The organism is Enterobacter cloacae complex sp. 2024EL-00214, from assembly GCF_043945575.1.
GTDB classification, from domain to species: domain Bacteria; phylum Pseudomonadota; class Gammaproteobacteria; order Enterobacterales; family Enterobacteriaceae; genus Enterobacter; species Enterobacter cloacae_P.
Genome location: NZ_JBIMRC010000009.1, coordinates 143,105 through 168,899 on the forward strand (window position 1 = coordinate 143,105; position 25,795 = coordinate 168,899).

At 53.2% G+C, this 25,795-nt stretch carries 21 protein-coding genes; 6 read left to right on the plus strand and 15 right to left on the minus strand.

Going from position 1 to position 25,795, the window contains the following annotated elements:
* Together nagA and nagB are read right to left on the minus strand one after the other, a co-directional pair.
* Nucleotides 1-1,149 carry an N-acetylglucosamine-6-phosphate deacetylase gene (nagA, locus tag ACHHZ6_RS12540; RefSeq protein WP_182274122.1) on the minus strand — a complete coding sequence of 383 codons (1,149 nt, stop codon included), beginning with the start codon at nucleotides 1,147-1,149 and terminating at the stop codon, nucleotides 1-3.
* 55 nt (nucleotides 1,150-1,204) lie between these two features.
* Nucleotides 1,205-2,005, minus strand: coding sequence for a glucosamine-6-phosphate deaminase (nagB, locus tag ACHHZ6_RS12545; RefSeq protein WP_182274123.1), 801 nt, complete (start codon nucleotides 2,003-2,005; stop codon nucleotides 1,205-1,207).
* A gap of 327 nt (nucleotides 2,006-2,332) precedes the next feature.
* Here nagB and nagE point away from each other — a divergent pair, with 327 nt between their 5' ends.
* From nagE to chiQ, 4 genes are all read left to right on the plus strand, one after another.
* Nucleotides 2,333-4,354, plus strand: a complete 2,022-nt coding sequence (nagE, locus tag ACHHZ6_RS12550; RefSeq protein ID WP_182274124.1) for an N-acetylglucosamine-specific PTS transporter subunit IIBC — start codon at nucleotides 2,333-2,335, stop codon at nucleotides 4,352-4,354.
* Between the two features lie 169 nt (nucleotides 4,355-4,523).
* The gene (glnS, locus tag ACHHZ6_RS12555; RefSeq protein ID WP_182274125.1) at nucleotides 4,524-6,191 is read left to right on the plus strand and encodes a glutamine--tRNA ligase; all 1,668 of its coding nucleotides are present in this window, start codon (nucleotides 4,524-4,526) and stop codon (nucleotides 6,189-6,191) included.
* Between the two features lie 448 nt (nucleotides 6,192-6,639).
* Nucleotides 6,640-8,037 (plus strand): chitoporin, encoded by a 1,398-nt coding sequence (chiP, locus tag ACHHZ6_RS12560; protein WP_182274126.1) that lies wholly within the window; start codon nucleotides 6,640-6,642, stop codon nucleotides 8,035-8,037.
* A gap of 46 nt (nucleotides 8,038-8,083) precedes the next feature.
* Nucleotides 8,084-8,413 (plus strand): ChiQ/YbfN family lipoprotein, encoded by a 330-nt coding sequence (gene chiQ / locus ACHHZ6_RS12565; protein WP_182274640.1) that lies wholly within the window; start codon nucleotides 8,084-8,086, stop codon nucleotides 8,411-8,413.
* A gap of 108 nt (nucleotides 8,414-8,521) precedes the next feature.
* Here chiQ and fur read toward each other — a convergent pair whose 3' ends face one another.
* From fur to ybfF, 4 genes are all read right to left on the minus strand, one after another.
* A complete protein-coding gene (gene fur / locus ACHHZ6_RS12570; protein WP_182274127.1) occupies nucleotides 8,522-8,968 on the minus strand; it encodes a ferric iron uptake transcriptional regulator in 447 nt (148 codons plus the stop codon).
* 292 nt (nucleotides 8,969-9,260) lie between these two features.
* Nucleotides 9,261-9,791 carry a flavodoxin FldA gene (gene fldA, locus ACHHZ6_RS12575; protein WP_182274128.1) on the minus strand — a complete coding sequence of 177 codons (531 nt, stop codon included), beginning with the start codon at nucleotides 9,789-9,791 and terminating at the stop codon, nucleotides 9,261-9,263.
* A 155-nt stretch (nucleotides 9,792-9,946) separates the two neighbouring features.
* A complete protein-coding gene (gene ybfE, locus ACHHZ6_RS12580) occupies nucleotides 9,947-10,234 on the minus strand; it encodes a LexA regulated protein (RefSeq protein WP_182274129.1) in 288 nt (95 codons plus the stop codon).
* Nucleotides 10,235-10,362: 128 nt separating this feature from the next.
* Entirely contained in the window at nucleotides 10,363-11,136 is a 774-nt protein-coding gene (ybfF, locus tag ACHHZ6_RS12585) for an esterase (protein ID WP_395122286.1), read from the minus strand.
* 183 nt (nucleotides 11,137-11,319) lie between these two features.
* Between ybfF and seqA the strand changes: the two genes are divergently transcribed.
* Together seqA and pgm are read left to right on the plus strand one after the other, a co-directional pair.
* Nucleotides 11,320-11,868 (plus strand): replication initiation negative regulator SeqA, encoded by a 549-nt coding sequence (gene seqA / locus ACHHZ6_RS12590; RefSeq protein ID WP_182274131.1) that lies wholly within the window; start codon nucleotides 11,320-11,322, stop codon nucleotides 11,866-11,868.
* Between the two features lie 24 nt (nucleotides 11,869-11,892).
* Nucleotides 11,893-13,533, plus strand: a complete 1,641-nt coding sequence (pgm, locus tag ACHHZ6_RS12595) for a phosphoglucomutase (alpha-D-glucose-1,6-bisphosphate-dependent) (RefSeq protein ID WP_395122287.1) — start codon at nucleotides 11,893-11,895, stop codon at nucleotides 13,531-13,533.
* A gap of 109 nt (nucleotides 13,534-13,642) precedes the next feature.
* On the opposite strand, the gene potE is transcribed toward pgm, so the two are convergent.
* The 9 genes from potE to kdpF form a co-directional block, all read right to left on the minus strand.
* On the minus strand, nucleotides 13,643-14,956 hold the full coding sequence (potE, locus tag ACHHZ6_RS12600) for a putrescine-ornithine antiporter (RefSeq protein WP_182274133.1): 1,314 nt from the start codon (nucleotides 14,954-14,956) through the stop codon (nucleotides 13,643-13,645).
* Complete coding sequence (gene speF, locus ACHHZ6_RS12605; protein WP_182274134.1) at nucleotides 14,953-17,151, minus strand: ornithine decarboxylase SpeF; 2,199 nt, start codon at nucleotides 17,149-17,151, stop codon at nucleotides 14,953-14,955. The genes potE and speF overlap by 4 nt, the downstream gene beginning before the upstream one ends.
* A gap of 255 nt (nucleotides 17,152-17,406) precedes the next feature.
* Nucleotides 17,407-17,511 carry a leader peptide SpeFL gene (gene speFL, locus ACHHZ6_RS12610; RefSeq protein WP_106503839.1) on the minus strand — a complete coding sequence of 35 codons (105 nt, stop codon included), beginning with the start codon at nucleotides 17,509-17,511 and terminating at the stop codon, nucleotides 17,407-17,409.
* Between the two features lie 277 nt (nucleotides 17,512-17,788).
* Entirely contained in the window at nucleotides 17,789-18,466 is a 678-nt protein-coding gene (gene kdpE, locus ACHHZ6_RS12615) for a two-component system response regulator KdpE (RefSeq protein WP_395122288.1), read from the minus strand.
* Nucleotides 18,463-21,150 (minus strand): two-component system sensor histidine kinase KdpD, encoded by a 2,688-nt coding sequence (kdpD, locus tag ACHHZ6_RS12620; RefSeq protein WP_182274136.1) that lies wholly within the window; start codon nucleotides 21,148-21,150, stop codon nucleotides 18,463-18,465. The genes kdpE and kdpD overlap by 4 nt, the downstream gene beginning before the upstream one ends.
* Nucleotides 21,151-21,726, minus strand: a complete 576-nt coding sequence (kdpC, locus tag ACHHZ6_RS12625) for a potassium-transporting ATPase subunit KdpC (protein ID WP_182274137.1) — start codon at nucleotides 21,724-21,726, stop codon at nucleotides 21,151-21,153.
* Between the two features lie 12 nt (nucleotides 21,727-21,738).
* The gene (gene kdpB, locus ACHHZ6_RS12630; RefSeq protein WP_182274138.1) at nucleotides 21,739-23,787 is read right to left on the minus strand and encodes a potassium-transporting ATPase subunit KdpB; all 2,049 of its coding nucleotides are present in this window, start codon (nucleotides 23,785-23,787) and stop codon (nucleotides 21,739-21,741) included.
* Nucleotides 23,788-23,805: 18 nt separating this feature from the next.
* Entirely contained in the window at nucleotides 23,806-25,485 is a 1,680-nt protein-coding gene (gene kdpA, locus ACHHZ6_RS12635) for a potassium-transporting ATPase subunit KdpA (protein WP_182274139.1), read from the minus strand.
* On the minus strand, nucleotides 25,485-25,574 hold the full coding sequence (gene kdpF / locus ACHHZ6_RS12640) for a K(+)-transporting ATPase subunit F (protein WP_182274140.1): 90 nt from the start codon (nucleotides 25,572-25,574) through the stop codon (nucleotides 25,485-25,487). Before kdpF ends, kdpA begins: the two co-directional genes overlap by 1 nt.
* Between the last annotated feature and the right edge of the window lie 221 nt (nucleotides 25,575-25,795).

Here is a 25,795-nt window from a genome sequence, read left to right on the forward strand (position 1 = left end):
TTACTCAGTGACGACCTCGTTACCATTAACGATGGTCTTAATAATTTTATAATCGTGTGTGAATGCTGTCAGGTTTGCAACCATACCCGGTGCGATCCCACCCAGCTTTTTATCCACGCCCATTGCGCGAGCCGGATAGAGCGTTGCCATTCGCAGCACTTCATCAAGGGCAATCCCGCAATGTTCAACCAGGTTACGCACCCCTTCGATCATCGTCAGGGCCGAACCGCTCAGCGTGCCATTTTCATCCACACACAGTCCATTACGGTAGTATATTGTTTTACCAGCAAAAATGAACTGCTCAATATTTGCCCCTGCCGGTGCGGTGGCGTCAGTCACCAGGCACAGCTTGTCACCTTTCAGGCGCTTGGCGTTGCGAATGTTGGTGTAGTCGACGTGTAAACCGTCGGCGATGATACCGCAGTAGACGTCAGGTTCATCCAGAATCGCCCCGACCAGCCCTGGCTCGCGGCCGGTAATATATGGCATGGCGTTATAAAGGTGGGTTGCAAACGTGATACCGGCACGGAAGCCTGCTTTGGCTTCTTTCTGTGTGGCATTTGAGTGCCCTGCAGAAACGACAATCCCGGCGGCAGCCAGTTTGCTGATGACGTCAGTCCCCGCCATTTCGGGTGCCAGCGTCACTTTGGTGATCACATCGGCGTTTGCACACATGTAATCAACCAGTTCGGCGTCAGGTTTACGTACATAATCTGGGTTATGTGTACCTTTCTTGACCATGTTCAGCCACGGTCCTTCAAGGTGCAGACCCAGCGCCTGATTAGGGTGTTTTGCCAGGTATTCGCGCATCACGCGGATACCCTGTTTCATCAGATCATCACTGCTGGTGATGAGCGTTGGCAGATAGCTGGTGCAGCCCGATTTCTCGTTGGCTTTCTGCATAATTTCCAGCGTGTCGACCGTCACCGCTTCTGCGGTGTCATTAAACTGCACACCGCCGCAGCCGTTAAGCTGTACGTCGATGAAACCGGGGGAGATCACAGCTCCATTGAGTGAGCGCTGTTCAATCTCCGGTGGCAGTTCAGCCAGCGGGCAAACACGTTCAATCAGGCCATTGGCGACAACAATCGCATGGTCATCCAGAATTTCGTGGCCGGTATAAATCCGACCGTGGGTTAAAGCGTACATAACGACCCCCGGTTTAAAAAAAGCGACCGCCTCTGGATAAGAGGCGGTTATTCAATTACAGACCTTTGATGTTCTCAGCTTCCAGCTCGTTGAAGTATTTCAACGTTTTCACTTTCAGCTCCATCGTAGACGGCTCGTCACAGACGATGACTGATTTTGGATGCAGCTGCAGGCAGCTGATGGTCCACATGTGGTTAACGTTGCCTTCAACGGCAGCCTGAAGCGCCTGTGCTTTTACGCCGCCCAGTACCAGAATCATCACTTCTTCGGCATCCAGCAGGGTGCCTACGCCAACGGTCAGGGCGTATTTTGGAACCTGGCTAACGTCGCCGTCAAAGAAGCGGGAGTTTGCCACGCGCGTGTCATGAGTCAGCGTTTTAATACGCGTACGCGAAGCCAGCGATGACGCTGGTTCGTTAAAGGCGATATGACCATCGTTGCCCACGCCACCCATGAACAGGTTGATCTTGCCGTAAGAACGGATTTTTTCTTCATACTGACGACATTCTGCGTCAATATCAGGCGCGTTTCCATTCAACAGGTTAATATTTTCAGCTGGGATATCAACGTGATCAAAGAAATTACGGTGCATGAAGCTATGGTAGCTCTCCGGATGTTCCTTTGGTAAGCCGACATATTCGTCCATGTTGAAGGTGACAACGTGCTTAAAGCTAACCTGGCCCGCTTTGTGCATTTCTACCAGAGCTTTATACGCCGTCAGTGGTGTCCCGCCAGTTGGCAGGCCCAGAACGAAAGGACGATCGGCTGTTGGTTTGAACGCATTGATACGGTTAGCGATATGACGAGCGGCCCATTTACCGACTTGTTCAGCAGTTGCCAGGGGAATCAGTCTCATTGTTCACCTCAAGAGTTAAAGTAAAAGCGTGGGCGGATAGCTATCGGAACCTGATACTTAAGCGTAACCGGAACTTGTCAGGCCAGATCAATCCGTCTTGATTTTTTGAATGATAAAATAAGTTTTCGCTGTTAGCCAGTGTAAGGGAGGGGAATTAACGATATTTGGTGACAAAAATCACAAAAAATACGCGTTTAATTTGCGATACGAATTAATTTTTCACACACTCAGAATGCCAGTGAATCATCAACCGTATATATAGGTTAGTGACACAATAAAAACACAGCTGAGAATGTGCCTTAAACGGGGTCTCATAGGGGGAAGAAAGTGAGTATTCTAGGTTATTTACAAAAGGTTGGTCGCGCACTTATGGTGCCGGTCGCCACGCTGCCTGCCGCAGCCATCCTGATGGGTGTCGGCTACTGGATCGACCCCAACGGCTGGGGTAATACCAGCGCGCTGGCGGCGTTCTTCATCAAGTCAGGTTCCGCCATTATCGACAACATGTCCGTGTTGTTTGCTATTGGTGTAGCTTATGGTATGTCCAAAGATAAAGACGGTGCAGCTGCACTGACCGGCTTTGTCGGTTTCCTCGTATTAACCACTCTCTGCTCACCAGCAGCGGTGGCAATGATCCAAAAGATCCCGGCGGACCAGGTTCCGGCGGCATTCGGTAAGATCAGCAACCAGTTTGTCGGTATTCTCGTGGGTATTATTTCCGCAGAACTGTACAACCGCTTCAGTAGTGTGGAGCTGCCAAAAGCACTCTCCTTCTTTAGCGGACGTCGTCTGGTGCCGATCCTGACCTCCTTCGTGATGATCTTCGTTGCGTTTATCCTGATGTACATCTGGCCGCTGATTTTCGACGGTCTGGTGAACTTCGGTGAACACATCCAGAAACTGGGTTCTGCCGGTGCGGGCGTGTATGCGTTCTTCAACCGTCTGTTGATCCCGGTTGGTCTGCACCACGCGCTGAACTCCGTGTTCTGGTTCGACGTTGCTGGTATTAACGATATCCCTAACTTCCTGGGTGGCGCACAGTCCATCGAATCAGGTAAAGCGGTTGTTGGTATCACCGGTCGTTATCAGGCGGGCTTCTTCCCAATCATGATGTTCGGTCTGCCGGGTGCAGCACTGGCTATCTACCACTGCGCGCGTCCAGAAAACAAAGCGAAAGTGCTGGGTATCATGATGGCAGGTGCGTTTGCTGCCTTCTTCACGGGTATCACCGAACCGCTGGAATTCTCCTTCATGTTCGTTGCGCCAGTACTGTACGTTATCCACGCTGTGCTGACCGGTATCTCTGTGTTCATTGCTGCAAGCATGCACTGGATCGCGGGCTTCGGCTTCAGCGCCGGTCTGGTGGATATGGTGCTCTCCTCGCGTAACCCGCTGGCGACCCACTGGTGGATGCTGATCCCACAAGGTCTGGTGTTCTTCGCTATCTACTACGTGGTGTTCCGTTTCACTATCACCAAATTCAACCTGATGACTCCGGGTCGCGAGCTGGCTGTTGCCGGTAGCGAAGCAGATGGTCAGGATATGAATGTTAGCGGTGCTCAGGATCAGGACGTTTCTGGTCTGGCGCGTCAGTATATTGCTGCAGTTGGCGGTTCTGACAACCTGACCGGTATCGATGCCTGTATCACCCGTCTGCGTCTGAACGTAAAAGACTCTTCACTGGTTAATGAAGCGCTGGCAAAACGTCTGGGTGCATCCGGTGTTATCCGCCTGAACAAAACCAGCGTGCAGATTATCGTTGGCTTCGTGGCGGAAAAAATTGCTAATGCCATGAAAACTACCGGCCCGGTAGCCGCAGCGGAAGCGTCTGCTGCTCCAGTCGCCGCCCCCGCTGCTGCAAAACCACAGGCTGTGCCAAACGCGACAACCATCGCGGCGCTGGTTTCGCCAGTAACCGGTGAAGTGGTTGCCATTGAGCAGGTGCCTGATGAAGCGTTTGCCAGCAAAGCGGTCGGTGATGGCGTAGCAGTGAAACCAACGGAAAAAACCGTGGTGTCTCCGGCTGCCGGAACCATCGTGAAAATCTTCAACACCAACCACGCGTTCTGTCTTGAGACTGAAAAAGGTGCGGAGATCGTTGTCCATATGGGTATCGATACTGTTGCGCTGAACGGTCAGGGCTTTACTCGCCTGGTGGAAGAAGGTGCTGAAGTGGTTGCAGGTCAGCCGATTCTGGAAATGGATCTGGACTTCCTGAACGCCAATGCGCGCTCCATGATTAGCCCGGTGGTTTGCAGCAACATCGACGACTTCAGCGGCCTGGTGATTCAGGCGAAAGGTCAGGTGGTTGCAGGTCAAACCCCACTGTATGAGATTAAAGGCAAGTAATCGCTCCTGAGTAGAGTTTGTGCCTTAAGCGGCGGGGGGATCCCCCGCCGCTTTTTTTTGCAGCAAATGCCCCCATTATTTTCTTCAGAGACGTTTTAAGGGTTGTCACTACGTCCGGCTTATAAGATCATATGCCGTTATACGTTGTTTACGCTTTGAGGAATCCACGATGAGTGAGGCTGAAGCCCGCCCGAGTAACTTTATTCGTCAGATCATCGATGAAGATCTGGCCAGTGGTAAGCACACCACAATTCATACCCGTTTCCCGCCGGAGCCGAACGGCTACCTGCATATTGGTCATGCGAAATCTATCTGCCTGAACTTTGGCATTGCGCAAGACTACCAGGGACAGTGCAACCTGCGTTTCGATGACACCAACCCAGTAAAAGAAGACATCGAATACGTTGAGTCCATCAAGAACGATGTGCAATGGCTGGGCTTCAACTGGTCGGGCGACATTTGCTACTCCTCTGACTATTTTGATCAGCTGTTTGCCTATGCGGTTGAGCTGATTAACAAAGGTCTGGCGTACGTTGACGAACTGTCTGCTGACGAAATCCGTGAATACCGTGGTTCGCTGACCGCACCGGGCAAAAATAGCCCGTTCCGCGATCGCAGTGTTGAAGAAAACCTGGCGCTGTTTGAAAAAATGCGTGCCGGTGGTTTCGAAGAAGGCAAAGCATGTCTGCGCGCCAAAATCGATATGGCGTCGCCGTTCATCGTGATGCGCGATCCGGTGCTGTACCGTATTAAGTTCGCGGAACACCACCAGACCGGTAACAAATGGTGCATCTACCCGATGTACGATTTCACCCACTGCATCAGCGATGCGCTGGAAGGCATTACTCACTCACTGTGTACGCTGGAGTTCCAGGACAACCGCCGTCTGTACGACTGGGTGCTGGATAACATCACCATTCCTGTGCATCCGCGTCAGTACGAGTTCTCTCGTCTGAATCTGGAATACACCGTGATGTCCAAGCGTAAGCTGAACCTGCTGGTGACTGACAAACACGTTGAAGGCTGGGATGACCCACGTATGCCGACCATCTCTGGTCTGCGCCGTCGTGGTTACACCTCTGCGTCTATTCGTGAGTTCTGCAAACGCATTGGCGTGACCAAACAGGACAACACCATTGAGATCGCTTCTCTGGAATCCTGCATTCGTGAAGATCTGAACGAAAACGCTCCGCGTGCAATGGCGGTTATCGACCCGGTGAAACTGGTTATCGAAAACTACCCGCAGGGCGAGGGCGAGCTGGTTTCTATGCCTAACCACCCGGGTAAGCCGGAGATGGGAAGCCGTGACGTGCCGTTCAGCGGTGAGATCTGGATCGATCGTGCTGACTTCCGCGAAGAAGCGAACAAGCAGTACAAGCGTCTGGTGCTGGGTAAAGAAGTGCGTCTGCGTAATGCTTACGTTATTAAAGCTGAGCGCGTGGAGAAAGATGCGGAAGGTAACATCACCACCATCTTCTGCTCTTATGATGCTGACACCCTGAGTAAAGATCCGGCGGATGGCCGTAAAGTGAAAGGCGTTATCCACTGGGTAAGCGCAGCACACGCGCTACCGGTCGAAATTCGCCTGTACGACCGCCTGTTCAGCGTACCTAACCCTGGTGCGGCAGATGACTTCCTGGCGGTCATCAACCCGGAATCTCTGCTGATCAAGCAGGGCTATGCTGAACCGTCCCTGAAGGCGGCTGAAGCGGGTAAAGCGTTCCAGTTCGAACGTGAAGGTTATTTCTGCCTGGACAGCCGTTACAGCACGGCTGAAAAACCGGTATTTAACCGTACCGTGGGTCTGCGTGATACCTGGGCTAAGATCGGCGAATAATATTGCTGTTCTGGTCAATGAGAGACAAACGCCGCTAATTGCGGCGTTTTTTTATTTAACGATCATGCCATTAAGGCGTTGCTAAAATATTGCCTGCTGAAAATTGAGGTCAATGAGGTGCTACTTATTTTACTCAAAAAAAGTTTGAATATTTACGGAATATCTGAAGGCTAAAAAATAAGCGCAAATAATGGGCTTTTCCCCCTGAAAATATCTCTTTCTCCCTGTAAATCCACGCATTGATGGAAATGTTACAAATCACTACCAATTATGTGCACTTCGTCATAATCCTGACTTTTGTCCGCTGAAAAGCATTGATAATTCGCGTCGCGAAAAATAACCTAAAGGCGGTAGTTAATTCGAGGGTATTTCTAACTACCCCTGACCGACAGGTCATTTTTATTTTTCGCCGTTTTAGGCGTTTTAATTCGTCAAAGAGGAATAATCTATGCGTACGTTTAGTGGCAAACGTAGTGCGCTGGCGCTGGCTATTGCCGGTGTAACAGCAATGTCGGGCCTGGTTGTCGCACCAGAGGCTAAGGCAGCAGGTTTCGTTGATGATTCTACCCTCACGGGCGGTATTTATTACTGGCAGCGTGAACGTGACCGTAAAGACGTCACTGAAGACAAATACAAAACCAACCTTGCTCATTCCACCTGGAACGCCAACCTGGACTTCCAGTCCGGTTATGCTGCCGATATGTTCGGCCTGGATATTGCCGCATTTACTGCCATTGAAATGGCGGAAAACGGTGACAGTGGCCACCCGAACGAAATCGCATTCTCCTCCAGCAATAAAGCGTACGATGAAGACTGGTCCGGGGATAAAAGCGGTATTAGCCTGTATAAAGCAGCCGCGAAATTCAAATACGGCCCGGTATGGGCGCGTGGTGGTTATATTCAGCCAACCGGTCAAACACTGTTAGCCCCACACTGGAGCTTTATGCCAGGTACTTATCAGGGGGCGGAAGCCGGTGCCAACTTTGACTACGGTGATGCAGGTGCGTTGAGTTTCTCCTATATGTGGACCAACGAATATAAAGCACCGTGGCATATCGAAATGGACAAGTTCTACCAGAACGATAAAAAGACCAAAGTGGATTACCTCCACTCTCTGGGGGCGAAATACGACTTCAAAAACGATCTGGTTCTTGAAGCGGCCTTTGGCCAGGCGCAAGGTTATGTCGATCAATACTTTGCCAAAGCCAGCTATAAGTTTGATATCGCGGGTAGCCCGCTGAGTACCAGCTACCAGTTCTACGGTACGCGCGATAAAGTCAGTAACGGTGGCGTCAATGACATTTATGATGGCACCGCGTGGCTGCAGGCGCTGACCTTCGGCTACAAAGTGGGTCAGGTTGATTTGCGTCTGGAAGGGACATGGGTGAAGGCGGAAGGGCAGCAGGGCTACTTCCTGCAGCGTATGACCCCAACCTACGCCTCCTCCAACGGTCGTCTGGATATCTGGTGGGATAACCGTTCAGACTTCAACGCCGACGGTGAAAAAGCGGTGTTCTTCGGCGCGATGTATGATCTGAAAAACTGGAACCTGCCGGGTTGGGCTGTGGGGGCATCTTACGCTTACGCCTGGGATGCGAAACCTGCCGATATGGCAACACCTGACGCATACTACGATCCAAACTACCGTCTGAAAGAGTCCTCTTACAGCCTGGATGCCATGTACACCCTGCAGGATGGCCGTGCAAAAGGAACAATGTTCAAGCTGCACTTCACCCAGTATGACAACCACTCTGATATCCCAAGCTACGCGGGCGGTTACGGCAACATCTTCCAGGATGAGCGTGACGTGAAGTTCATGGTTATTGCCCCATTCACAATCTTCTGATGAACACCCCGGTGGGCTAAGCCCGCCGGGATGGAGACTGCACATGATGAAAAAAATCGTAATCGTCGCGTTGCTGGCATCGGGGTTGGTGGCTTGTGCACAGCCTCAGGCACCGAAAGAGGACTCGCGTCTGAAAGAGGCATACAGCGCCTGTATTAATACGGCGGAAGGTTCGCCGGAGAAAATTGAAGCCTGTCAGAGCGTGCTGAATGTACTGAAGAAAGAGAAAGCACATGAGCAATTCGCGACGCAGGAGAATGTCCGCGTGATGGATTACCAGGCCTGTATTCAGGCGCGTAAGACCGGTAACGATCAGGAAGTGGCGAAGCGTTGCGATCAGATCTGGAAAGAAATTCGCAGTAATAACAGTAAATAATCAGCTGTCTTGACGCCCGGTAGCACTGCGCTTACCGGGCTTTTTTTATGCCAGATTACAGGCAAAAAAAAGCCAACCTTTCGGCTGGCTCAGAGTATGAAAGCAGACTTATTTTGCGTCGTGCGCGTGCTCGTCTTCGCGGCAATCACCTTCCGCACAGTGGCCGTATAGGTACAGGCTGTGGTTGGTCAGGCGGATGCCATGACGGGCGGCAATTTCACGCTGGCGCGCTTCGATGGAATCATCGCTAAATTCAATGACCTTACCGCAATCAAGGCAGATCAGGTGATCGTGGTGCTGCTGTTGGGTCAGTTCGAAAACAGATTTACCGCCTTCGAAATTATGACGGGTCACAATACCCGCGTCATCAAACTGGTTCAGTACACGATAAACAGTGGCCAGCCCAATCTCTTCGCCCATGTCGATAAGACGCTTGTAAAGGTCTTCCGCGCTGACATGGTGGTTGTCTGGCCCCTGAAGCACTTCAAGGATTTTTAATCGAGGAAGCGTTACTTTCAGGCCAGCCTTCTTTAATGCGGTATTGTTGTCAGTCATGCGGAATCTGTCCTGTTGCTAAACGATTCACTTCTATAAAGGAAGTGACAGAAAATGCACTTGGGATAATGCGTCTCATTATAGAACTGCCATGCCTAAATGAAAACTGCAAGTCTCAAGCAAAGTATGCTTATAAAAACGTGGTATCACCAACAAACTTGTTCGATGGCTTCCACTTTTTGTCAGGGGAATATTGTACAGATTTGAACGAAAAAGTTAAAAGTTTGTAGCAATTAATTTAATCGGTTTTACCCGATTGGCGGGCGCAACCGGAGTTGCGCCACGTCAGAACTCAGGCGTTAAGAATGTCGTCCAGGTTCAGTTCTTCGCGGATCTGCTTAACCCATTTATCAACACGCTCAGCGGTCAGTTCCGGCTGACGATCTTCGTCGATAGCCAGGCCGACGAAGTGATCGTCGTCCGCCAGACCTTTAGAGGCTTCGAAGTGGTAGCCCGCTGTTGGCCAGTGACCCACGATTACCGCGCCGTGCGGCTCGATGATGTCGCGGATGGTGCCCAGCGCGTCGCAGAAATATTCTGCGTAATCTTCCTGATCACCGCAGCCGAACAGTGCAACCAGCTTGCCGTTGAAGTCGACTTCTTCCAGTGTCGGGAAGAAATCATCCCAGTCACACTGCGCTTCACCGTAGTACCAGGTCGGGATACCCAGCAGCAGAATGTCATAACCTTCGAGATCTTCTTTGCTGCTCTTGGCGATGTCATGCACATCGGCAACGTCTTTACCGAGCTGTTTTTGAATGTTTTTTGCGATATTTTCGGTATTGCCGGTATCACTGCCGAAGAAAATGCCGATGATTGCCATGAGTAAAATAACCTCTTGAAACTTAATGGTATGGTGGCGCAATTTGTCCACGGATAAGGGCAATAATAGCAGAACAGGCAACCCTGCGGAAACTGCTATCGCGCAGGACTGCACTCTGTGCTACATGAAAACGGTGAGAAAGGAGATTTTCAGACTTATACCTTGCCGCGCAACGTCTCAAGCTGTGTGATTAACATCTCTTCAATCAACTCACTGCGGCTGATGTTACGCGCGTCAGCCAGTTCATTCAGCGCATCGACAGCATCGGCGTTGAGCTTCAGTTCGACACGCTTAAGCCCACGATTTTTATCGCGTTTTAGCTGGTTGCGTTTATTAATACGCAGCTGTTCATCGCGCGAAAGCGGATTCGTTTTCGGTCGTCCCGGTCGACGCTCATTCGCGAACAGATCTAGTGTCGTACGGTCCGTTTGTTCTTTGGCCATGATTCTGAGACTTCGGGGGAAACAAGCCGCCCTGCTAATGCCCGGGCGATAAGCGCGCCATCATACATCACCGAAAACGGCACGCCAACGACTGGAAGCCTGCAGCCTTCCAGTCGCTGTCTTTTTAATCAATTTGCCGTATCAGAGAGATAGCGGCGGATTGCGCGTAATACGGCGTCCGGTTTTTCCGCATGAACCCAGTGTCCGGCTCCGGCAATCACATGGGCGCGTGCCTGCGGGAATTGCGCCAGCAAAGTGTCGCGGTATGCATCGGTCACGTAAGGTGAGTTACCACCACGAATAAAGAGAGTAGGGCGTTGCCAGGCCGGAACGGTTTCCCAGCCAACGATATTGTCATACTGGTCCCAGAGCGCTGGCACGTTAAAACGCCACTGGCCGTCAACAAACGACTTCAACAGGAACTGCACAACGCCTTCTTCATCAAGATGTTCACGCATCACGGTCGCCGCCTGCTGACGCGTAGAGACCCCCGCATCTGTCACCGCATTGATGGCGGCAAATATCTCATCATGACGACGCACGTCGTAATCCACGGGCGCGATATCAATGGCGATCAGACCGTTAATTCGTTCCGGTGCAAGCGCCGTCAGGGCCATCACCGCTTTGCCACCCATTGAATGCCCGATAAACGTCGCATTCTGGAGATTATTCGCATCAAGCGTATCCCGCAGATCCTGCGCCATTGCCGCGTAGGTCATTTCCGCTGAACGCCCGGACAGGCCGTGATTGCGCATATCGACCTGCAAAATATCGTGGTCGGTAACCAGCTCGCGCGCCAGCACGCCCAGGTTATCCAGGCTGCCAAAAAGCCCGTGAACCAGTACGATGGGAGAATTATTGTTCGGCGATTGTGCAGATTGCGCTCGGGTATTCAATTTCATGGCAAAGTTCTTTTTTTACGTATGTCAGGTTAGGGTATCATGTTGAACATTCTGCCGCCCGGCTGCAAGGTTCCAGTTTAATCTGACTTTTGCCGCCAACCTGGTTTGACGCTATCCGCTGTTGGGATTTGACCTTATAATCCCAACGACTTGTATTCAGATAAGATATCGCACTGGATTAAGATGAAAACAATCGAAGTTGATGACGAACTCTATCAGTATATTGCCAGCCAGACGCGGCATATTGGGGAGAGCGCGTCCGACATTTTACGGCGCATGCTTAAAATTTCCGCCGCCTCACAGCCTGCTACCCCAGTCACTAAAGATGTCGTGTCTCAGCCGAGCGTTGTTGCACAAGCAAAACCTGCCGTGACTCCGGCAAAAGATAAAGTGCGTGCGATGCGCGAGCTGCTGCTTTCTGATGAATATGCGGAACAGAAAAAAGCGGTTAACCGCTTTATGCTGGTGCTGTCTACACTCTATTCACTGGATAATAAAGCGTTTGCCGAAGCGACCGAGTCGCTGCACGGGCGTACGCGCGTCTATTTCGCAGGTGACGAGCAGACGCTTCTGCAAAATGGTAATCAAACCAAACCCAAACATGTCTCTGGCACACCATATTGGGTCATCACGAATACCAACACGGGCCGCAAGTGCAGCATGGTCGAACACATCATGCAGTCCATGCAGTTCCCGACAGAATTGATTGAAAAGGTTTGCGGTACAATTTAACCCCTGCATTAAAAGGACCAGGCCATGGCAAATCACAGCCGTGCAGGCCAACCTGCACAACAAAGCGATTTGATTAATGTCGCTCAACTGACCGCGCAGTATTACGTGCTGAAGCCGGTCGTGGGCAACGCAGAACACGCAGTGAAGTTTGGTACATCAGGCCACCGCGGCAGCGCGGCACGCCACAGCTTTAACGAACCGCACATTCTGGCCATTGCCCAGGCCATCGCGGAAGAGCGCGCTAAAAATGGCGTCACGGGTCCGTGCTATGTGGGGAAAGATACTCACGCCCTGTCTGAGCCTGCATTTATTTCCGTGCTGGAAGTGCTGGCCGCGAACGGGGTAGACGTGATCGTGCAGGAGAACAACGGCTTTACGCCTACGCCTGCGGTCTCTCACGCTATCCTTGTGCACAACAAAAAAGGTGGTGCGCTGGCTGATGGTATCGTCATTACGCCATCCCATAACCCGCCGGATGACGGTGGTATTAAATACAACCCACCTAACGGTGGCCCGGCAGATACTAACGTCACCAAAGTGGTGGAAGACCGCGCAAACGCGCTGCTTGCAGACGATCTGAAAGACGTAAAACGCATTTCTCTGGATGCGGCAATGGCGTCCGGCCACGTGAAAGAGCAGGATCTGGTGCAGCCGTTCGTGGAAGGGCTGGCAGATATCGTCGATATGGCCGCCATCCAGAAAGCGGGCCTGAAACTGGGTGTTGATCCGCTGGGCGGCTCTGGTATCGAATACTGGAAACGCATTGCTGAGTATTACAAGCTGGATCTGACCATCGTGAACGATCACGTCGATCAGACTTTCCGCTTTATGCATCTGGATAAAGACGGCGCGATCCGTATGGACTGCTCCTCCGAGTGCGCGATGGCGGGTCTGCTGGCGCTGCGCGACAAGTTTGATCTGGCATTTGCCAACGACCCGGATTATGACCGTCACGGTATTGTCACGCCTGCGGGCCTGATGAACCCGAACCACTACCTGGCCGTGGCGATCAACTACCTGTTCCAGCATCGCCCACAGTGGGGCAAAGAGGTTGCTGTTGGTAAAACGCTGGTTTCTTCGGCCATGATTGACCGCGTGGTTGATGCGCTGGGTCGTAAGCTGGTGGAAGTCCCGGTCGGCTTTAAATGGTTTGTTGACGGTCTGCACGACGGCAGCTTCGGCTTTGGCGGTGAAGAGAGCGCGGGAGCTTCCTTCCTGCGTTTCGACGGTACACCGTGGTCAACCGATAAAGACGGTATCATCATGTGTCTGCTGGCAGCGGAAATCACCGCTGTCACCGGTAAAAACCCGCAGGAACACTACAATGAGCTGGCTGCCCGCTTTGGCGCGCCAAGCTACAACCGTATTCAGGCGGCGGCAACGTCTGCCCAGAAAGCGGCGCTGTCCAAACTCTCTCCGGAGATGGTCAGTGCAAGCACCCTGGCCGGTGACCCAATCACCGCGCGTCTGACGGCGGCACCTGGTAACGGTGCGTCTATCGGCGGTCTGAAAGTGATGACTGAAAACGGCTGGTTCGCTGCGCGTCCATCCGGTACGGAAGATGCGTATAAAATTTACTGCGAAAGCTTCCTCGGCGCTGAGCACCGTCAGCAGATTGAGAAAGAAGCGGTAGAGATTGTCAGCGAAGTGCTGAAAAACGCGTAAATGTTGTACTGGTGTGGGCTGATACCCCACCCCAGTCCTTTTCCTTTCCACAGGGAGAGGGAGAAAAGACTAAAAACGGCAACCTTTGGGTTGCCGTTTTGCGTTTACTTCAACTGTGCTTATTCTTCAACTCAAACCGTGGCGACACCAGACCGTACAACGTCCAGCCCATAAAGGTCACCATCGCACCGTAGAGCATCGCCTCCTGGCCGGAAGAGTAGAGCGCATAGAAGCTGTAAATTGCCCCGATCAGCGCCACGATATTTGCCGCCCGCGCTTTGCGTGGATCGACCTTCGCCACCTTCTGAATGATCACCAGTGCCGCCATCGACAGAATATACGGAATGATATTCGTCACCACCGCCAGGTTAACCAGCACGTTGAACTGACTGTTCAGCGACGGGCTAATCGTCATCAGTGACAGGCCGCTCTGGAAGATAACAATCGCCAGCATGCCCTGTACTGGCGCATCCGCTTTGGAGACACGGGAGAAGATTTTTGGGAAATAACCTTCGTCAGCGGAGGATTTGAACACCTGGGCAATGGTGAACTGCCAGCCGAGGAGTGAGCCACAGCAGGACATGACCATTAATCCCATGATCACCTTCCCGACGCTCGGGGTAAACATCTGCGCGAAGGCCAGCCCGAAGGGGGCTGTGGAGTTGGCCAGATCCATGTTTGGCACAATCCCCGCAATCACGTTTGTTGAAACGATATAGATAACCGCTGCACCCAGCGTGCCGCCGAGTACTGCAATCGGTACGTTTTTCTCCGGGTTCTCCACCACTTCGGCGTTCGCGCAGGCCGATTCCAGACCGAGGAAAGCCCACAGCGTCATGGCGATGGATGAACCTACTGCGGTGAAGAACGGTACATGGTGTGGGTTCCAGGAATTTGCATACAGCGTTGGGCTAAACCAGAACCAGCCGATGATGCACAGCCCGACAACCGGGATAATCACACCCCAGACGGTGATGCTACTGATTTGTCCGGTAATGCGGGCACCACCAAAGTTGGCCACGGTGCAGATCCACAGTACGCCGATGGTTGCCAGCCCAATTTGCACCGGGCTGAGTGTGGCACCCAACAACTCCGTACCATAACCCACCGCAGAGATGGCAATCGCCACGTTAGCGATCAGTAGCGACACACCGTAGGTGTAGTTCGCCATAAAGTTGCCGGACTTGCCAAACGCGTATTCGGCATAACCGCCCATCCCGCCTGACTTGCGGCTGAACATCCCGCACTTGGCAAATGCCCATGCCAGCGCCATTGAGCCTACGGCGGTGACCAGCCAGGAAATAATCGAAATGGTCCCCACTTCGGCAAGCTTAGTGGGCAGCATGATGATCCCAGAACCCATCATGTTCACCATCGTGAGGATGGTTAGCTGCACCACGCCCATCTTGTTAGATTTACTCATAATTTTTCTCCTTTCAGCAGCGATGGCTGAGCGGCAGATTGTTTGATGACGTTACAGCGAACCTGCTTGCGACCGTCACACTCTTCGACGTACACGCCCTGCAGCTCTGGTGCGAAGCCCGGTAAAAGGTTGATCCCTTCTTCCAGGGCAGCAAAGTAGCGCAGCACGGAACCACCCCAGACTTCACCCGGAACAACACACAACACGCCTGGTGGGTAAGGGAGAGCACCTTCAGCGGCAATTCGGCCTTCTGCATCACGCAGGGAAACCAGCTCGACTTCACCACGCAGGTAGGCATAGTTGGCGTCTTGTGGTGACATCACCACGCGTGGGAAGTGAGACTTGCGGAACATCTCTTTCTGCAGCTGTTTCACGTTGTTGCGGGCGTATAGCGCGTGCATTTCCTGGCAAATCTGGCGCAGGGAGTAATCCGCGTAGCGTTCCGGATACTGTTTACAGATGGATGGCAGCACTTCTTTTAACGGTGCATCCGTCTGGAGCAGTTTTTCGAAGCGCACCAGCTGCGCGACCAGTTGCTGCAATTTGCCCATATCTTCCGCAGGCGTGAGCAGGAACAGGATGGAGTTGAGATCGCATTTTTCCGGAACGATGCCGTTTTCACGCAGGAAGTTGGCGAGAATGGTGGCAGGCACGCCGAAATCTTCATACTCACCGGTACGGGCGTTGATGCCGGGTGTGGTTAGCAGCAGTTTGCATGGGTCGATAAAATATTGATGCTCGGCATAGCCTTCGAAAGCATGCCAGTTTTCACCTGGTACGAAATGGAAGAAGCGCAGGTCGGTGGCAATATCCGATGTTTCCCAGCTTTCCCACGGACGACCATCAACCAGTTCTGGCACGAACGGGCGAATAAACTGGCAGTTCTGCAGGATCAGCTTGCGCGCTTCAATACCGGTTACCACACAGTCCATCCACATATTGCGGCCACTCTGGCCCTCATGCATGCGGGCGTTGATATCCAGGGCAGCAAACAGTGGATAGAACGGGCTGGTGGAGGCGTGCATCATAAAGGCGTTGTTAAGGCGCTTATGCGGTACATAGCGCTGCTGGCCTTTGATGTGGCTGTCTTTCTTGTGGATTTGTGAGGTCTGGGAGAAGCCAGCCTGCTGTTTATGTACTGACTGGGTAACGAGGATCCCCGGATCGTTCTCGTTCAGCTCCAGCAGCAGCGGCGAACAGTCAGCCATCATCGGAATAAACTGCTCGTACCCTACCCAGGCAGAGTCAAACAGGATGTAATCACACAGGTGGCCAATGTTATCCACTACCTGACGGGCGTTATAAATGGTGCCATCGTAGGTACCGAGCTGGATCACCGCCAGACGGAACGGACGCTCATCGCGTGCGCGGCCTGGAGCCACTTCTGCCACCAGCTCGCGCAGGTAGTTCTCTTCAAAACAGTGAGCGTCAATACCGCCGATAAAGCCGTACGGGTTACGTGCGGTTTCCAGATAAACCGGCGTTGCGCCAGCCTGCAGCAGTGCGCCGTGGTGGTTGGATTTGTGGTTGTTGCGATCGAACAGCACCAGATCGCCCGGCGTCAGCAGGGCATTAAGCACCACTTTGTTTGATGATGATGTTCCGTTCAGCACGAAATAGGTCTTATCGGCATTAAAGACTTTCGCCGCATGCTGTTGTGCAATGCATGGGGCACCTTCGTGAATCAACAGATCGCCCATTGCCACGTCGGCGTTACACAGGTCTGAGCGGAAAAGTGTTTCGCCAAAGAAATCGACAAACTGGTTACCGGCAGGGTGGCGGCGGAAGAACTGACCTCCCTGATGGCCTGGGCAGTCAAACGCACTGTTCCCTTGTTTGACATAGTCGACCAGGGCACGGAAGAACGGTGGGCGCAGTTGCGTCTCGTACTTCAGCGCTGCTGCTTCCAGTTGACGTCCGTAGAAGTCGTTACTGGTGTCTGAACACTCGAAAACGCCGTGGATCCGCGATAAATATTCAGCCGGAATGAACTCTTCTTTATGTGTAGCGATAAAAATGGGGATACCAAACCCGGTTGCTTCTATTTCTTCTATTTTTCCACTGGAAATATCGCTGATTGCCAGAACAATGGCAGCAACATCAATATAATCAGAGGTGCTGACATCCACCAGATCGCGGTGAGTAGTAAAACAATCAGGACATGCACGGCTGGCTGCGATTTTTAAACTTTTCATCTTTCACTCTTTATTTTAGGTAATAGAAGTCCCTCGATTTCTTGCAATAAAGAAACCGATAATTTCCCGGAAAAAAAGCAAGGTGTGGCCGCTGATACGAAATCAGTAAATTGCTTTTTGATGAATGAGATTCAGTCCGCCCGGTTGCGGATGAGCCTGAATCAAGAGAAATGAGCGCACGTGTTCACAGGCAATAGCCTGTAAAATAAAGCGTTTCAGGATGACCTGTAAGCAGATGCGCCAGAAGTCGAAGGACTACCGGGCGTTAAAGATGTGAAAGTCAAAGCAGTTACGGTGGGCAAACATCATGATATGAGTTGTCCGCCTTATATGGGGCATCAAACGATTATTGTTTTCCATGTTTATTTTCCTTTCAGCAATTGAAAGCATGGTCATTTTATCCAGAAGAAAGCGATTAACTGTGATTCAGATCACCGCTAACAGATCAAATCAGAAATAAATATTCGTTTTTTATGAATATCACAGATCAAAATGCTGATTTGTTGGGCATGTGTTAAAAGTCTGTTTTTGTAATGTTTTAAATGAACAAAAATAAGCCATGAAAATAACCAATGGCTTATTTTGTGAATATTTTTCTGGCGATTTGTTCTTTATTTGAAATTAAATGAATAGTTATTCAAAGCATGAACCGATAACCGATACCGGTTTCAGTTAATAAATGGCGGGGGCGCGCGGGGTCGACTTCGAGTTTCTGACGAAGGTGGCCCATATAAATGCGTAAATAGTGACTATGTTCAACAGCGTTCGGCCCCCATACCTGACTTAACAGTTGGCGTTGGGTCAGTACCTTGCCGTGGTTGTTGAGCAGAACGGCGAGCAGACGAAACTCGATAGGGGTGAGATGGATCTCTTCTTCACCGCGCACAATGCGTCGTGCGGCAAGATCAACCCGGGTATCACCAAACGTATACGCCGGGTCAGAGGAGGGAGGGGCGCTGTGGCGACGTAACGCGACGCGGATCCGTGCCTGTAACTCGCCAATGCCAAAGGGCTTACTGAGATAGTCATCCGCCCCGGCATCCAGCGCTGCAATTTTATCGGTCTCTTCGGTACGGGCAGAGAGCACCAGAATGGGCATCTGGCTCCACTGGCGAACCTCACGTATAAAATCGATACCGTCACCATCCGGTAACCCGAGATCGAGGATCACCAGATCCGGCTTGCGCGTGGCAGCTTCAATGAGCCCTCGTTGCAGTGTACCGGCATCATGAACGCGCAGGCCATCGCCTTCCAGCGCCGCACGCAGAAACCGGTTAATAGCGAGTTCATCTTCAACAATCAGAACGCTAATCACAAATCCTCTGGTAATTCATCAAGTTCTGGTGGGGTATCCAGAGGAAGTGTAACACAAAAACGAGCGCCTCCTTCCGGGCGGTTCTCTGCCGAGATGGTTCCGCCGTGTACGTCGATAATGGCCTGGCAAATTGCCAGACCTAGCCCGACGCCCGGGATGGCTGATTCTTTATTGCCGCGCGCAAATTTTTCAAAAATTGCGTGCTCTTTCCCGGCAGGGATCCCCGGCCCGGTATCCCAGACTTCAAGCCGTAACGCCTGATCTTCAACGGTTGCATTGACCCCAATCTGTGCCTTTGCCCCCGCATATTTACCGGCATTTTCCAGCAGGTTGATCAGCACGCGTTCAAACAGCGGGCCATCGACGTGGATTAAGGTCAATGGTTCGGGCATGTTCAGCGCAATATGGCGACCACCGAGCCCCGGCTCCAGCATTTTCAGCGCACTACCGACCACTTCCTCAAGCGTTAACCACTCTTTTTTGAGGTTAAATCCGCCTGACTGAATGCGTGCCATATCGAGTAAATTATTCACCAGACGCGTGGTATTTAGCACATGCTGGCGGATTTCACTGGCCTGCAGCGCATGGGGGGAACCTTCTGCGGCGAGATCCAGCGTCAGGATCTCTGACTGCCCGAACAGCACGGTAAGAGGGGTTCGCAGGTCGTGCGACAGGGCCGACAGCAAGGAGTTACGAATACTTTCGCGCTCGCTTGCCAGCCGTGCCTGCTCTTCACTGGCAGTGAGCGCCAGCCGCTCCAGCGCGCTGGCAACCAGCAGGGTGAAGGTTTCCAGCAGGCGTTGCTGCTCGGGTATCATCAGTTGACGCAGATTGCTCGGTTCAACGATGACCAGTCCCTGGTTTTTTTCGGCACTGCGCAGCGGCAGGATCTGATATGGCACTCCGGGCAGGGTATCTGTCCCAGCTCCTGCAGGTAATCCCTTGTCAAAGCTCCACCGTGCGATGGCTTCATCCCAGGGCGTCATACCCGAGGCAGAGGTGAGCGGGCGCAGTTTTCCGTGTTCGTCAGGGAGCAAAATCAGATTGTTGGCGTGAAACGTCGAACGGATAAACTGCTCGCTGGTTTGCACAATATCCAGCGGCGTACGACCCACCGCCAGCGATTTGGACATCTCATATAAGTGGCGCGTGCGCTGCTCACGATAGCGGGCAATACGTGCCTGGTAGCGAACGCCCGCCGTCAGATTCCCGATCACCAGCCCAACGGTAAGCATCACGCCAAAAGTAAGAATGTACTGCACGTCAGAAACGGCAAGCGTCCCGCGCGGGGCAATAAAGAACAGATCGAAGCTGATGACGTTGATAACCGTCGCCAGTACCGAAGGCCAGCGTCCGAAGAAAAGCGCAATCACGACCACGCCGAGCAGGTAGATCATCACCAGGTTGGCGGCATCGAAGGCAATCAGCCACTGGCTGGCAATAATGGTAATCAGCGCACAGAGGAGGACGGCGATAAGGCAACCCCGGATCTGAATACGCCATTTATCACCAAAGGCCCGGGCGTCTGGCGTACGGTTGGGCAGGGGGGTGGGTTTGTCATCAAGTGCCACGACCACCAGATCCAGATCGGGGGCGCGTCGGGCCAGCTTGTCGGCAAAGGATTCGCGGCTAAACCAGCGGCGATGCTGGCGGCGACCAATAACAATCTTGCCCAGGTTGTGCTCGCGCGCATAGCGCAGAATGGCTTTATCTTCTTGCGGATCGGAAAGAGTGGCGGTTTCTGCACCGAGTTCCTGTGCCAGGCGTAGCGAACTCAGGATCGCGCGGCGCTGGTTTTCGGGCAGAGCGTGAAGCTGCGGGGTTTCGACATACACCGCATGCCAGACGCTGCCAAATTTAGCCGCAAGCCGGGCGGCGGTGCGGACGAGCTTTTCATTGCCGCTGCCGTGGCCAATACACAGCAGTATGGCATCCCGCGTATGCCAGACACGTTCCTGGCCTTGCAGATCGCGCCAGGCTCGCATCTGGTCATCAACGCGATCGGCGGTGCGACGCAGGGCCAGCTCGCGCAGGGCAATCAGGTTACCTTTACGGAAGAAATGTTCAATGGCGCGCTCGGCCTGGCCTGCAATGTAAACCTTCCCTTCATGCAGGCGCTGGCGCAGGTCGTCCGGAGGCAGGTCGACCAGTACCACTTCGTCTGCGGAGTCAAAAAAGGGATCGGGCACTGTTTCCCGCACCTGGATGCCGGTCACACCGCTGACCACGTCGTTCAGGCTTTCGAGATGCTGAACGTTAACCGTAGTGAACACGTCAATGCCGGCTTCAAGTAGCTCTTCAACATCCTGCCAGCGTTTAGGGTGACGTGAGCCTGGCGCATTGCTGTGCGCCAGTTCGTCCATCAGGATCAGGGCGGGGCGACGGGCGAGGGCCGCGTCGAGATCGAACTCTGTGACCAGGCGGCCACGATGGCTGATGCGGTGAGGGGGCTGTGTGGCCAGCCCCTTCAGCAGCGCCGCTGTCTCTTTACGGCCGTGGGTTTCCACCACGCCGATAAGAATATCGAGCCCCTGCGCCCGGAGCCGCTGGGCTTCGGTCAGCATAGCGAACGTTTTCCCGACGCCTGCACAGGCACCGAAGAAGACTTTCAGTTTGCCACGATGGGCTTCAGCCGTCTGTTCGAGCAACCTGTCCGGATCCGGGCGCATGGGCTCTTCAGTCATTTAGTTTTTCCTTAGCGCGTCCAGCGCCAGATTCAGCTCAACAATGTTCACTACCGGCATGCCAATGAAACTCGCCAGCGGCTTTTGTGTGTGCTCTGCAACCAGCAGGCTCACCTGTTCGACAGTCAGCTGGCGGGCTGCGGCGACGCGTGGAATTTGCCATGCCACCGCTTTCGGCGTCAGGCTGTAATCCAGCCCACTGGCAGATGCTGTCACCAGCTCGACAGGTACCTCACGGCTGGCCTGTGGGTTTGCCGCGCGCAGAGTCGCGACGCGCTCAGCGATGGCTTTGTCCAGCTCCGGGTTGCTGCCTGCCAGGTTACTGCCACCGGATGCCATCGGATTATACGGGCTTTCGGCAGTGACGGAAGGGCGTCCCTGGAAGTAGCGGGCATCCGTAAAGTTTTGACCAATCAGGCGTGAACCACGGTTCTCGCCGTTCTGAATAATCATCGAACCGTTGGCCTGATCGTTAAACCACCACTGGCCCAGCGCGGTGGTTACCAGCGGGTAAAGCCCGCCGGTAATAAGAGCCAGAAAAATAAACAGAAGTATAGCGGGGCGTAACATTGTCATTTGATTCACCTTTTAAACCAGCCCGAACAGCGTTAACAGCACGTCGATCACCTTGATACCGATGAAGGGGACGAGCAGCCCACCCAGACCGTAGATCCACAGGTTCCGGCGCAGCATGGCGGCGGCGGTCAGCGGCTTATAGCTCACCCCTTTCAGCGCCAGCGGGATCAAAAACACAATGATCAGGGCGTTAAAAATGACCGCACTGAGAATGGCCGATGCCGGGGAGTGCAGATGCATGACGTTCAGCGCATTCAGCTGCGGGTACGTGGCAGCAAAGGCGGCCGGAATGATGGCGAAATACTTCGCCACATCGTTGGCAATACTGAAGGTGGTGAGCGAGCCACGCGTCATCAGCATCTGTTTCCCGATGTGTACCACTTCAATCAGCTTGGTCGGGTTGGAGTCGAGATCGACCATGTTCCCCGCCTCTTTAGCTGCCTGCGTACCGGAGTTCATCGCTACCGCGACGTCAGCCTGTGCCAGGGCAGGGGCGTCGTTGGTACCATCCCCCGTCATCGCCACCAGACGACCTTCCGCCTGATACTGGCGGATCAACGCCAGTTTGGCTTCCGGTGTTGCTTCGGAGAGAAAATCATCCACCCCCGCTTCAGCGGCAATGGCGGCAGCGGTCAGACGGTTATCCCCGGTGATCATTACCGTCTTGATCCCCATCTTACGTAACTGGGCAAAACGCTCTTTAATGCCGCCTTTGACGATATCCTTCAGGGCGATCACGCCCAGCACATGCGCACCTTCGGCAACGACCAGCGGTGTGGCCCCCTGGCGGGCCACGTTGTCCACCATTTCATCCACTTCTGCCGGGAAATGACCGTTGTTGGCTTCAATGTGGCGACGGATCGCGTCAACGGAGCCTTTACGGATCATCCGATCCTGAATGTTGATGCCGCTCATGCGAGTTTGTGCCGTGAAAGGAACAAAGGTGGCATGCAGGCTCTGCACGTCGCGCTGACGCAGGTTAAAGCGCTGTTTCGCCAGAATGACGATGCTGCGGCCTTCCGGGGTTTCATCAGCAAGTGAAGAGAGCTGCGCCGCATCGGCCAGTGTTTTTTCATCCACGCCGGGAGCGGGTAAGAACTCTGATGCCTGGCGGTTGCCGAGCGTAATCGTCCCGGTTTTATCCAGCAGCAGGACATCAACGTCACCTGCGGCTTCAACGGCACGTCCGCTGGTGGCGATGACGTTAGCGCCGAGCATACGACTCATACCGGCCACACCGATGGCTGACAGCAGGCCACCGATGGTGGTTGGGATCAAGCAGACCAGCAGAGCGACCAGTACGGTAACGCTGACCGCTGCGCCACCGTAAGAGGAGAATGGCCACAGGGTTGCCGTTGCCAGTAAAAAGACGATGGTCAACGCGACCAGCAGAATGGTCAGGGCGATTTCGTTTGGCGTTTTACGACGCTGTGCGCCTTCCACCATCGCGATCATCCGGTCGAGGAAGGTTTCACCCGGGTTAACGCTGCACTGGATCACCAGCCAGTCGGAGAGAATACGCGTCCCGCCCGTGACGGAAGCAAAATCGCCGCCGGATTCACGAATAACGGGTGCGGATTCCCCGGTGATGGCGCTTTCATCGACCGATGCGCCCCCTTCAATGACTTCACCGTCGCAGGGAATAATGTCACCGGCTTCGACCAGCACCACATCGCCTTTACGCAGCTCATCCGCCGGAACGTGATCCATCTGCGCACCGTATTTCGGCTCACGCAATTTGCGGGCGAACGCTGTCTTTTTCACCCCTTTCAGGCTGTTGGCCTGCGCTTTACTACGGCCTTCTGCCAGTGCTTCAGCGAAGTTGGCAAACAGTACGGTAAACCACAACCACAGGCTGATTGCACCGGTAAACAGCGCGTCTCCCGGCAGATGGCCCGTTCCCATAGCAATCGCCAGCGCGGTAGTGAGTACGCTCCCTATCCAGACGATGAACATCACCGGGTTGTGCCACTGTACGCGCGGACTCAGCTTTTTCACCGCATCCATGAGGGCCTGGCGAACTAAAGACGGTTCGAACAGGGCCATTTGTTTACGACTCATGACAAATTCTCCGCAAAATCAGCGTAAAGAGAGATATTCCGCGACCGGGCCTAACGCGAGGGCGGGGATAAAGGTCAGGGCACCCACCAGCAATACGGTACCAATCAGCAGGCCAATAAACAGCGCGCCGTGGGTGGGTAGCGTACCGGTGGTGGCAGGCTGAATTTTTTTACTCACCAGCGATCCTGCGATAGCCATAACCGGCACAATGACGCCAAAACGACCGACGAACATGCAAAACGCCAGCAGGCAGTTCCAGAATGGAGAGTTGGCGCTTAAACCAGCAAAGGCGCTACCGTTGTTGTTGGCGGCTGACGAAACCGCGTAAAGCACTTCGCTGAAGCCGTGGATGCCTGGGTTGAAGATGCCGCTGCGACCGGCCTCGGTCATCAGTGCCAGCGCCGTGCCGAGCAGTACGAGGGTAGGGGTAACCAGAATGGCCAGTGCGGTTAATTTCATCTCGCGAACGTCGATTTTTTTACCCAGATATTCCGGGGTGCGGCCAATCATCAGACCGGCGATGAACACCGCCAGCAGAACGAACAGCAGCATGCCGTAAAGCCCTGAACCTACGCCACCAAATACCACTTCGCCAATCTGCATGAGCCACATCGGGATCATACCGCCCAGTGCGGTAAAGGAGTCGTGCATCGCGTTAACTGCCCCACATGAGGCCGCCGTCGTCACCACGGCATAAAGGCTACTCGCAAGAATACCGAAACGGCTCTCTTTGCCTTCCATGTTGATATTGCTGTTGGCACCCAACTGCATGAAGTGACTGTTACCATGCCATTCTGCCCACATCACCAGCGCGACGCAGACGACAAAGATAATCGACATAGCCCAGAGCAGGGTGCGACCCTGACGGCGATCGTTTACAACATCACCAAAGGCAAAGCACAGCGCTGCAGGGATCAGGAAGATCGCCAGCATTTGTACAAAATTGGTCAGTGCCGTTGGGTTTTCAAACGGGTGTGACGAGTTAGCGTTGAAGAAGCCACCGCCATTTGTGCCGAGCATTTTAATGGCTTCCTGCGAGGCCACTGGCCCCATAGGCAGAAGCTGTTTTGCCCCTTCCAGTGAGGTGTAAGGTGTGTACGGCAGCAGGTTTTGTAACGACCCCTGCTGGATAAAGAACAGGGCAATAAGCAGTGCAACCGGAAGCAGTATCCACAGCGTGATGCGAGTCAGATCGACCCAGGCGTTGCCGAGGGTACGGACATTCTGACGGGCAAACGCACGTGTCAGCGCAAAGATCACCGCAATGCCGCTTGCCGCAGAGAGGAAGTTCTGCACGGTTAACCCGACCATCTGGCTAAAGTAGCTGACGGTGGTTTCCCCGGCATAGGATTGCCAGTTGGTGTTGGTCACGAAGCTGACCGCCGTGTTCAACGCCAGATGCCAGGACAATCCAGGGAAGTGCTGCGGGTTCAGCGGCAGGATGCCCTGCAGCATCAGCATGATAAAGAGGGCGATAAGACCAACAATGTTCAGCAGCAGAATGGCCATCAGATACTGACACCAGCCCATCTCCTGATCGCGTATACCCAGCGCGCGCCAGATCCCTTTTTCAACACTACCAGCAACCGGTAACGCGACGTTGTTGATCATCCGTGCCAGCAATGTTCCCATCGGTCTTGCCAAAAGGAACAGCACGACTAAAAAGCTGGCAAGAAGCAAAAATGCCTGAGCAGCCATCAGAATGCCTCCGCATTAATCAGGGCGTAGACCAGATAACCCAATAACAGGAAAACCAGCACGATGCCGGAAATCAGACCTGCACTCACAATTCACCTCCGGGTGACATTTGTATTTGTATTAAAGGTAGGATTTACGGCGCAAAGATTTCGCAAAAATCAGGAAGAGGGGTGTAAAAAAAGTATAAAAATGCTTTACCCACAAATTAACCATTGGTAAGTAAATCGTTAACTTTTTTGTAACTTAATTACGCGTGAAGTGTAAATATTCGCTAAATAGACGAAAATAAGTGGTCGGATGAGTAGTAAAA

Coding starts and splice junctions, on each gene's coding strand:
- nagA (WP_182274122.1), bottom strand. CDS start 1,149: ATGTACGCTTTAACCCACGGTCGGATTTATACCGGCCACGAAATTCTG.
- nagB (WP_182274123.1), bottom strand. CDS start 2,005: ATGAGACTGATTCCCCTGGCAACTGCTGAACAAGTCGGTAAATGGGCC.
- glnS (WP_182274125.1), top strand. CDS start 4,524: ATGAGTGAGGCTGAAGCCCGCCCGAGTAACTTTATTCGTCAGATCATC.
- chiP (WP_182274126.1), top strand. CDS start 6,640: ATGCGTACGTTTAGTGGCAAACGTAGTGCGCTGGCGCTGGCTATTGCC.
- chiQ (WP_182274640.1), top strand. CDS start 8,084: ATGAAAAAAATCGTAATCGTCGCGTTGCTGGCATCGGGGTTGGTGGCT.
- fur (WP_182274127.1), bottom strand. CDS start 8,968: ATGACTGACAACAATACCGCATTAAAGAAGGCTGGCCTGAAAGTAACG.
- fldA (WP_182274128.1), bottom strand. CDS start 9,791: ATGGCAATCATCGGCATTTTCTTCGGCAGTGATACCGGCAATACCGAA.
- ybfE (WP_182274129.1), bottom strand. CDS start 10,234: ATGGCCAAAGAACAAACGGACCGTACGACACTAGATCTGTTCGCGAAT.
- ybfF (WP_395122286.1), bottom strand. CDS start 11,136: ATGAAATTGAATACCCGAGCGCAATCTGCACAATCGCCGAACAATAAT.
- seqA (WP_182274131.1), top strand. CDS start 11,320: ATGAAAACAATCGAAGTTGATGACGAACTCTATCAGTATATTGCCAGC.
- pgm (WP_395122287.1), top strand. CDS start 11,893: ATGGCAAATCACAGCCGTGCAGGCCAACCTGCACAACAAAGCGATTTG.
- potE (WP_182274133.1), bottom strand. CDS start 14,956: ATGAGTAAATCTAACAAGATGGGCGTGGTGCAGCTAACCATCCTCACG.
- speF (WP_182274134.1), bottom strand. CDS start 17,151: ATGAAAAGTTTAAAAATCGCAGCCAGCCGTGCATGTCCTGATTGTTTT.
- speFL (WP_106503839.1), bottom strand. CDS start 17,511: ATGGAAAACAATAATCGTTTGATGCCCCATATAAGGCGGACAACTCAT.
- kdpD (WP_182274136.1), bottom strand. CDS start 21,150: ATGACTGAAGAGCCCATGCGCCCGGATCCGGACAGGTTGCTCGAACAG.
- kdpC (WP_182274137.1), bottom strand. CDS start 21,726: ATGACAATGTTACGCCCCGCTATACTTCTGTTTATTTTTCTGGCTCTT.
- kdpB (WP_182274138.1), bottom strand. CDS start 23,787: ATGAGTCGTAAACAAATGGCCCTGTTCGAACCGTCTTTAGTTCGCCAG.
- kdpA (WP_182274139.1), bottom strand. CDS start 25,485: ATGGCTGCTCAGGCATTTTTGCTTCTTGCCAGCTTTTTAGTCGTGCTG.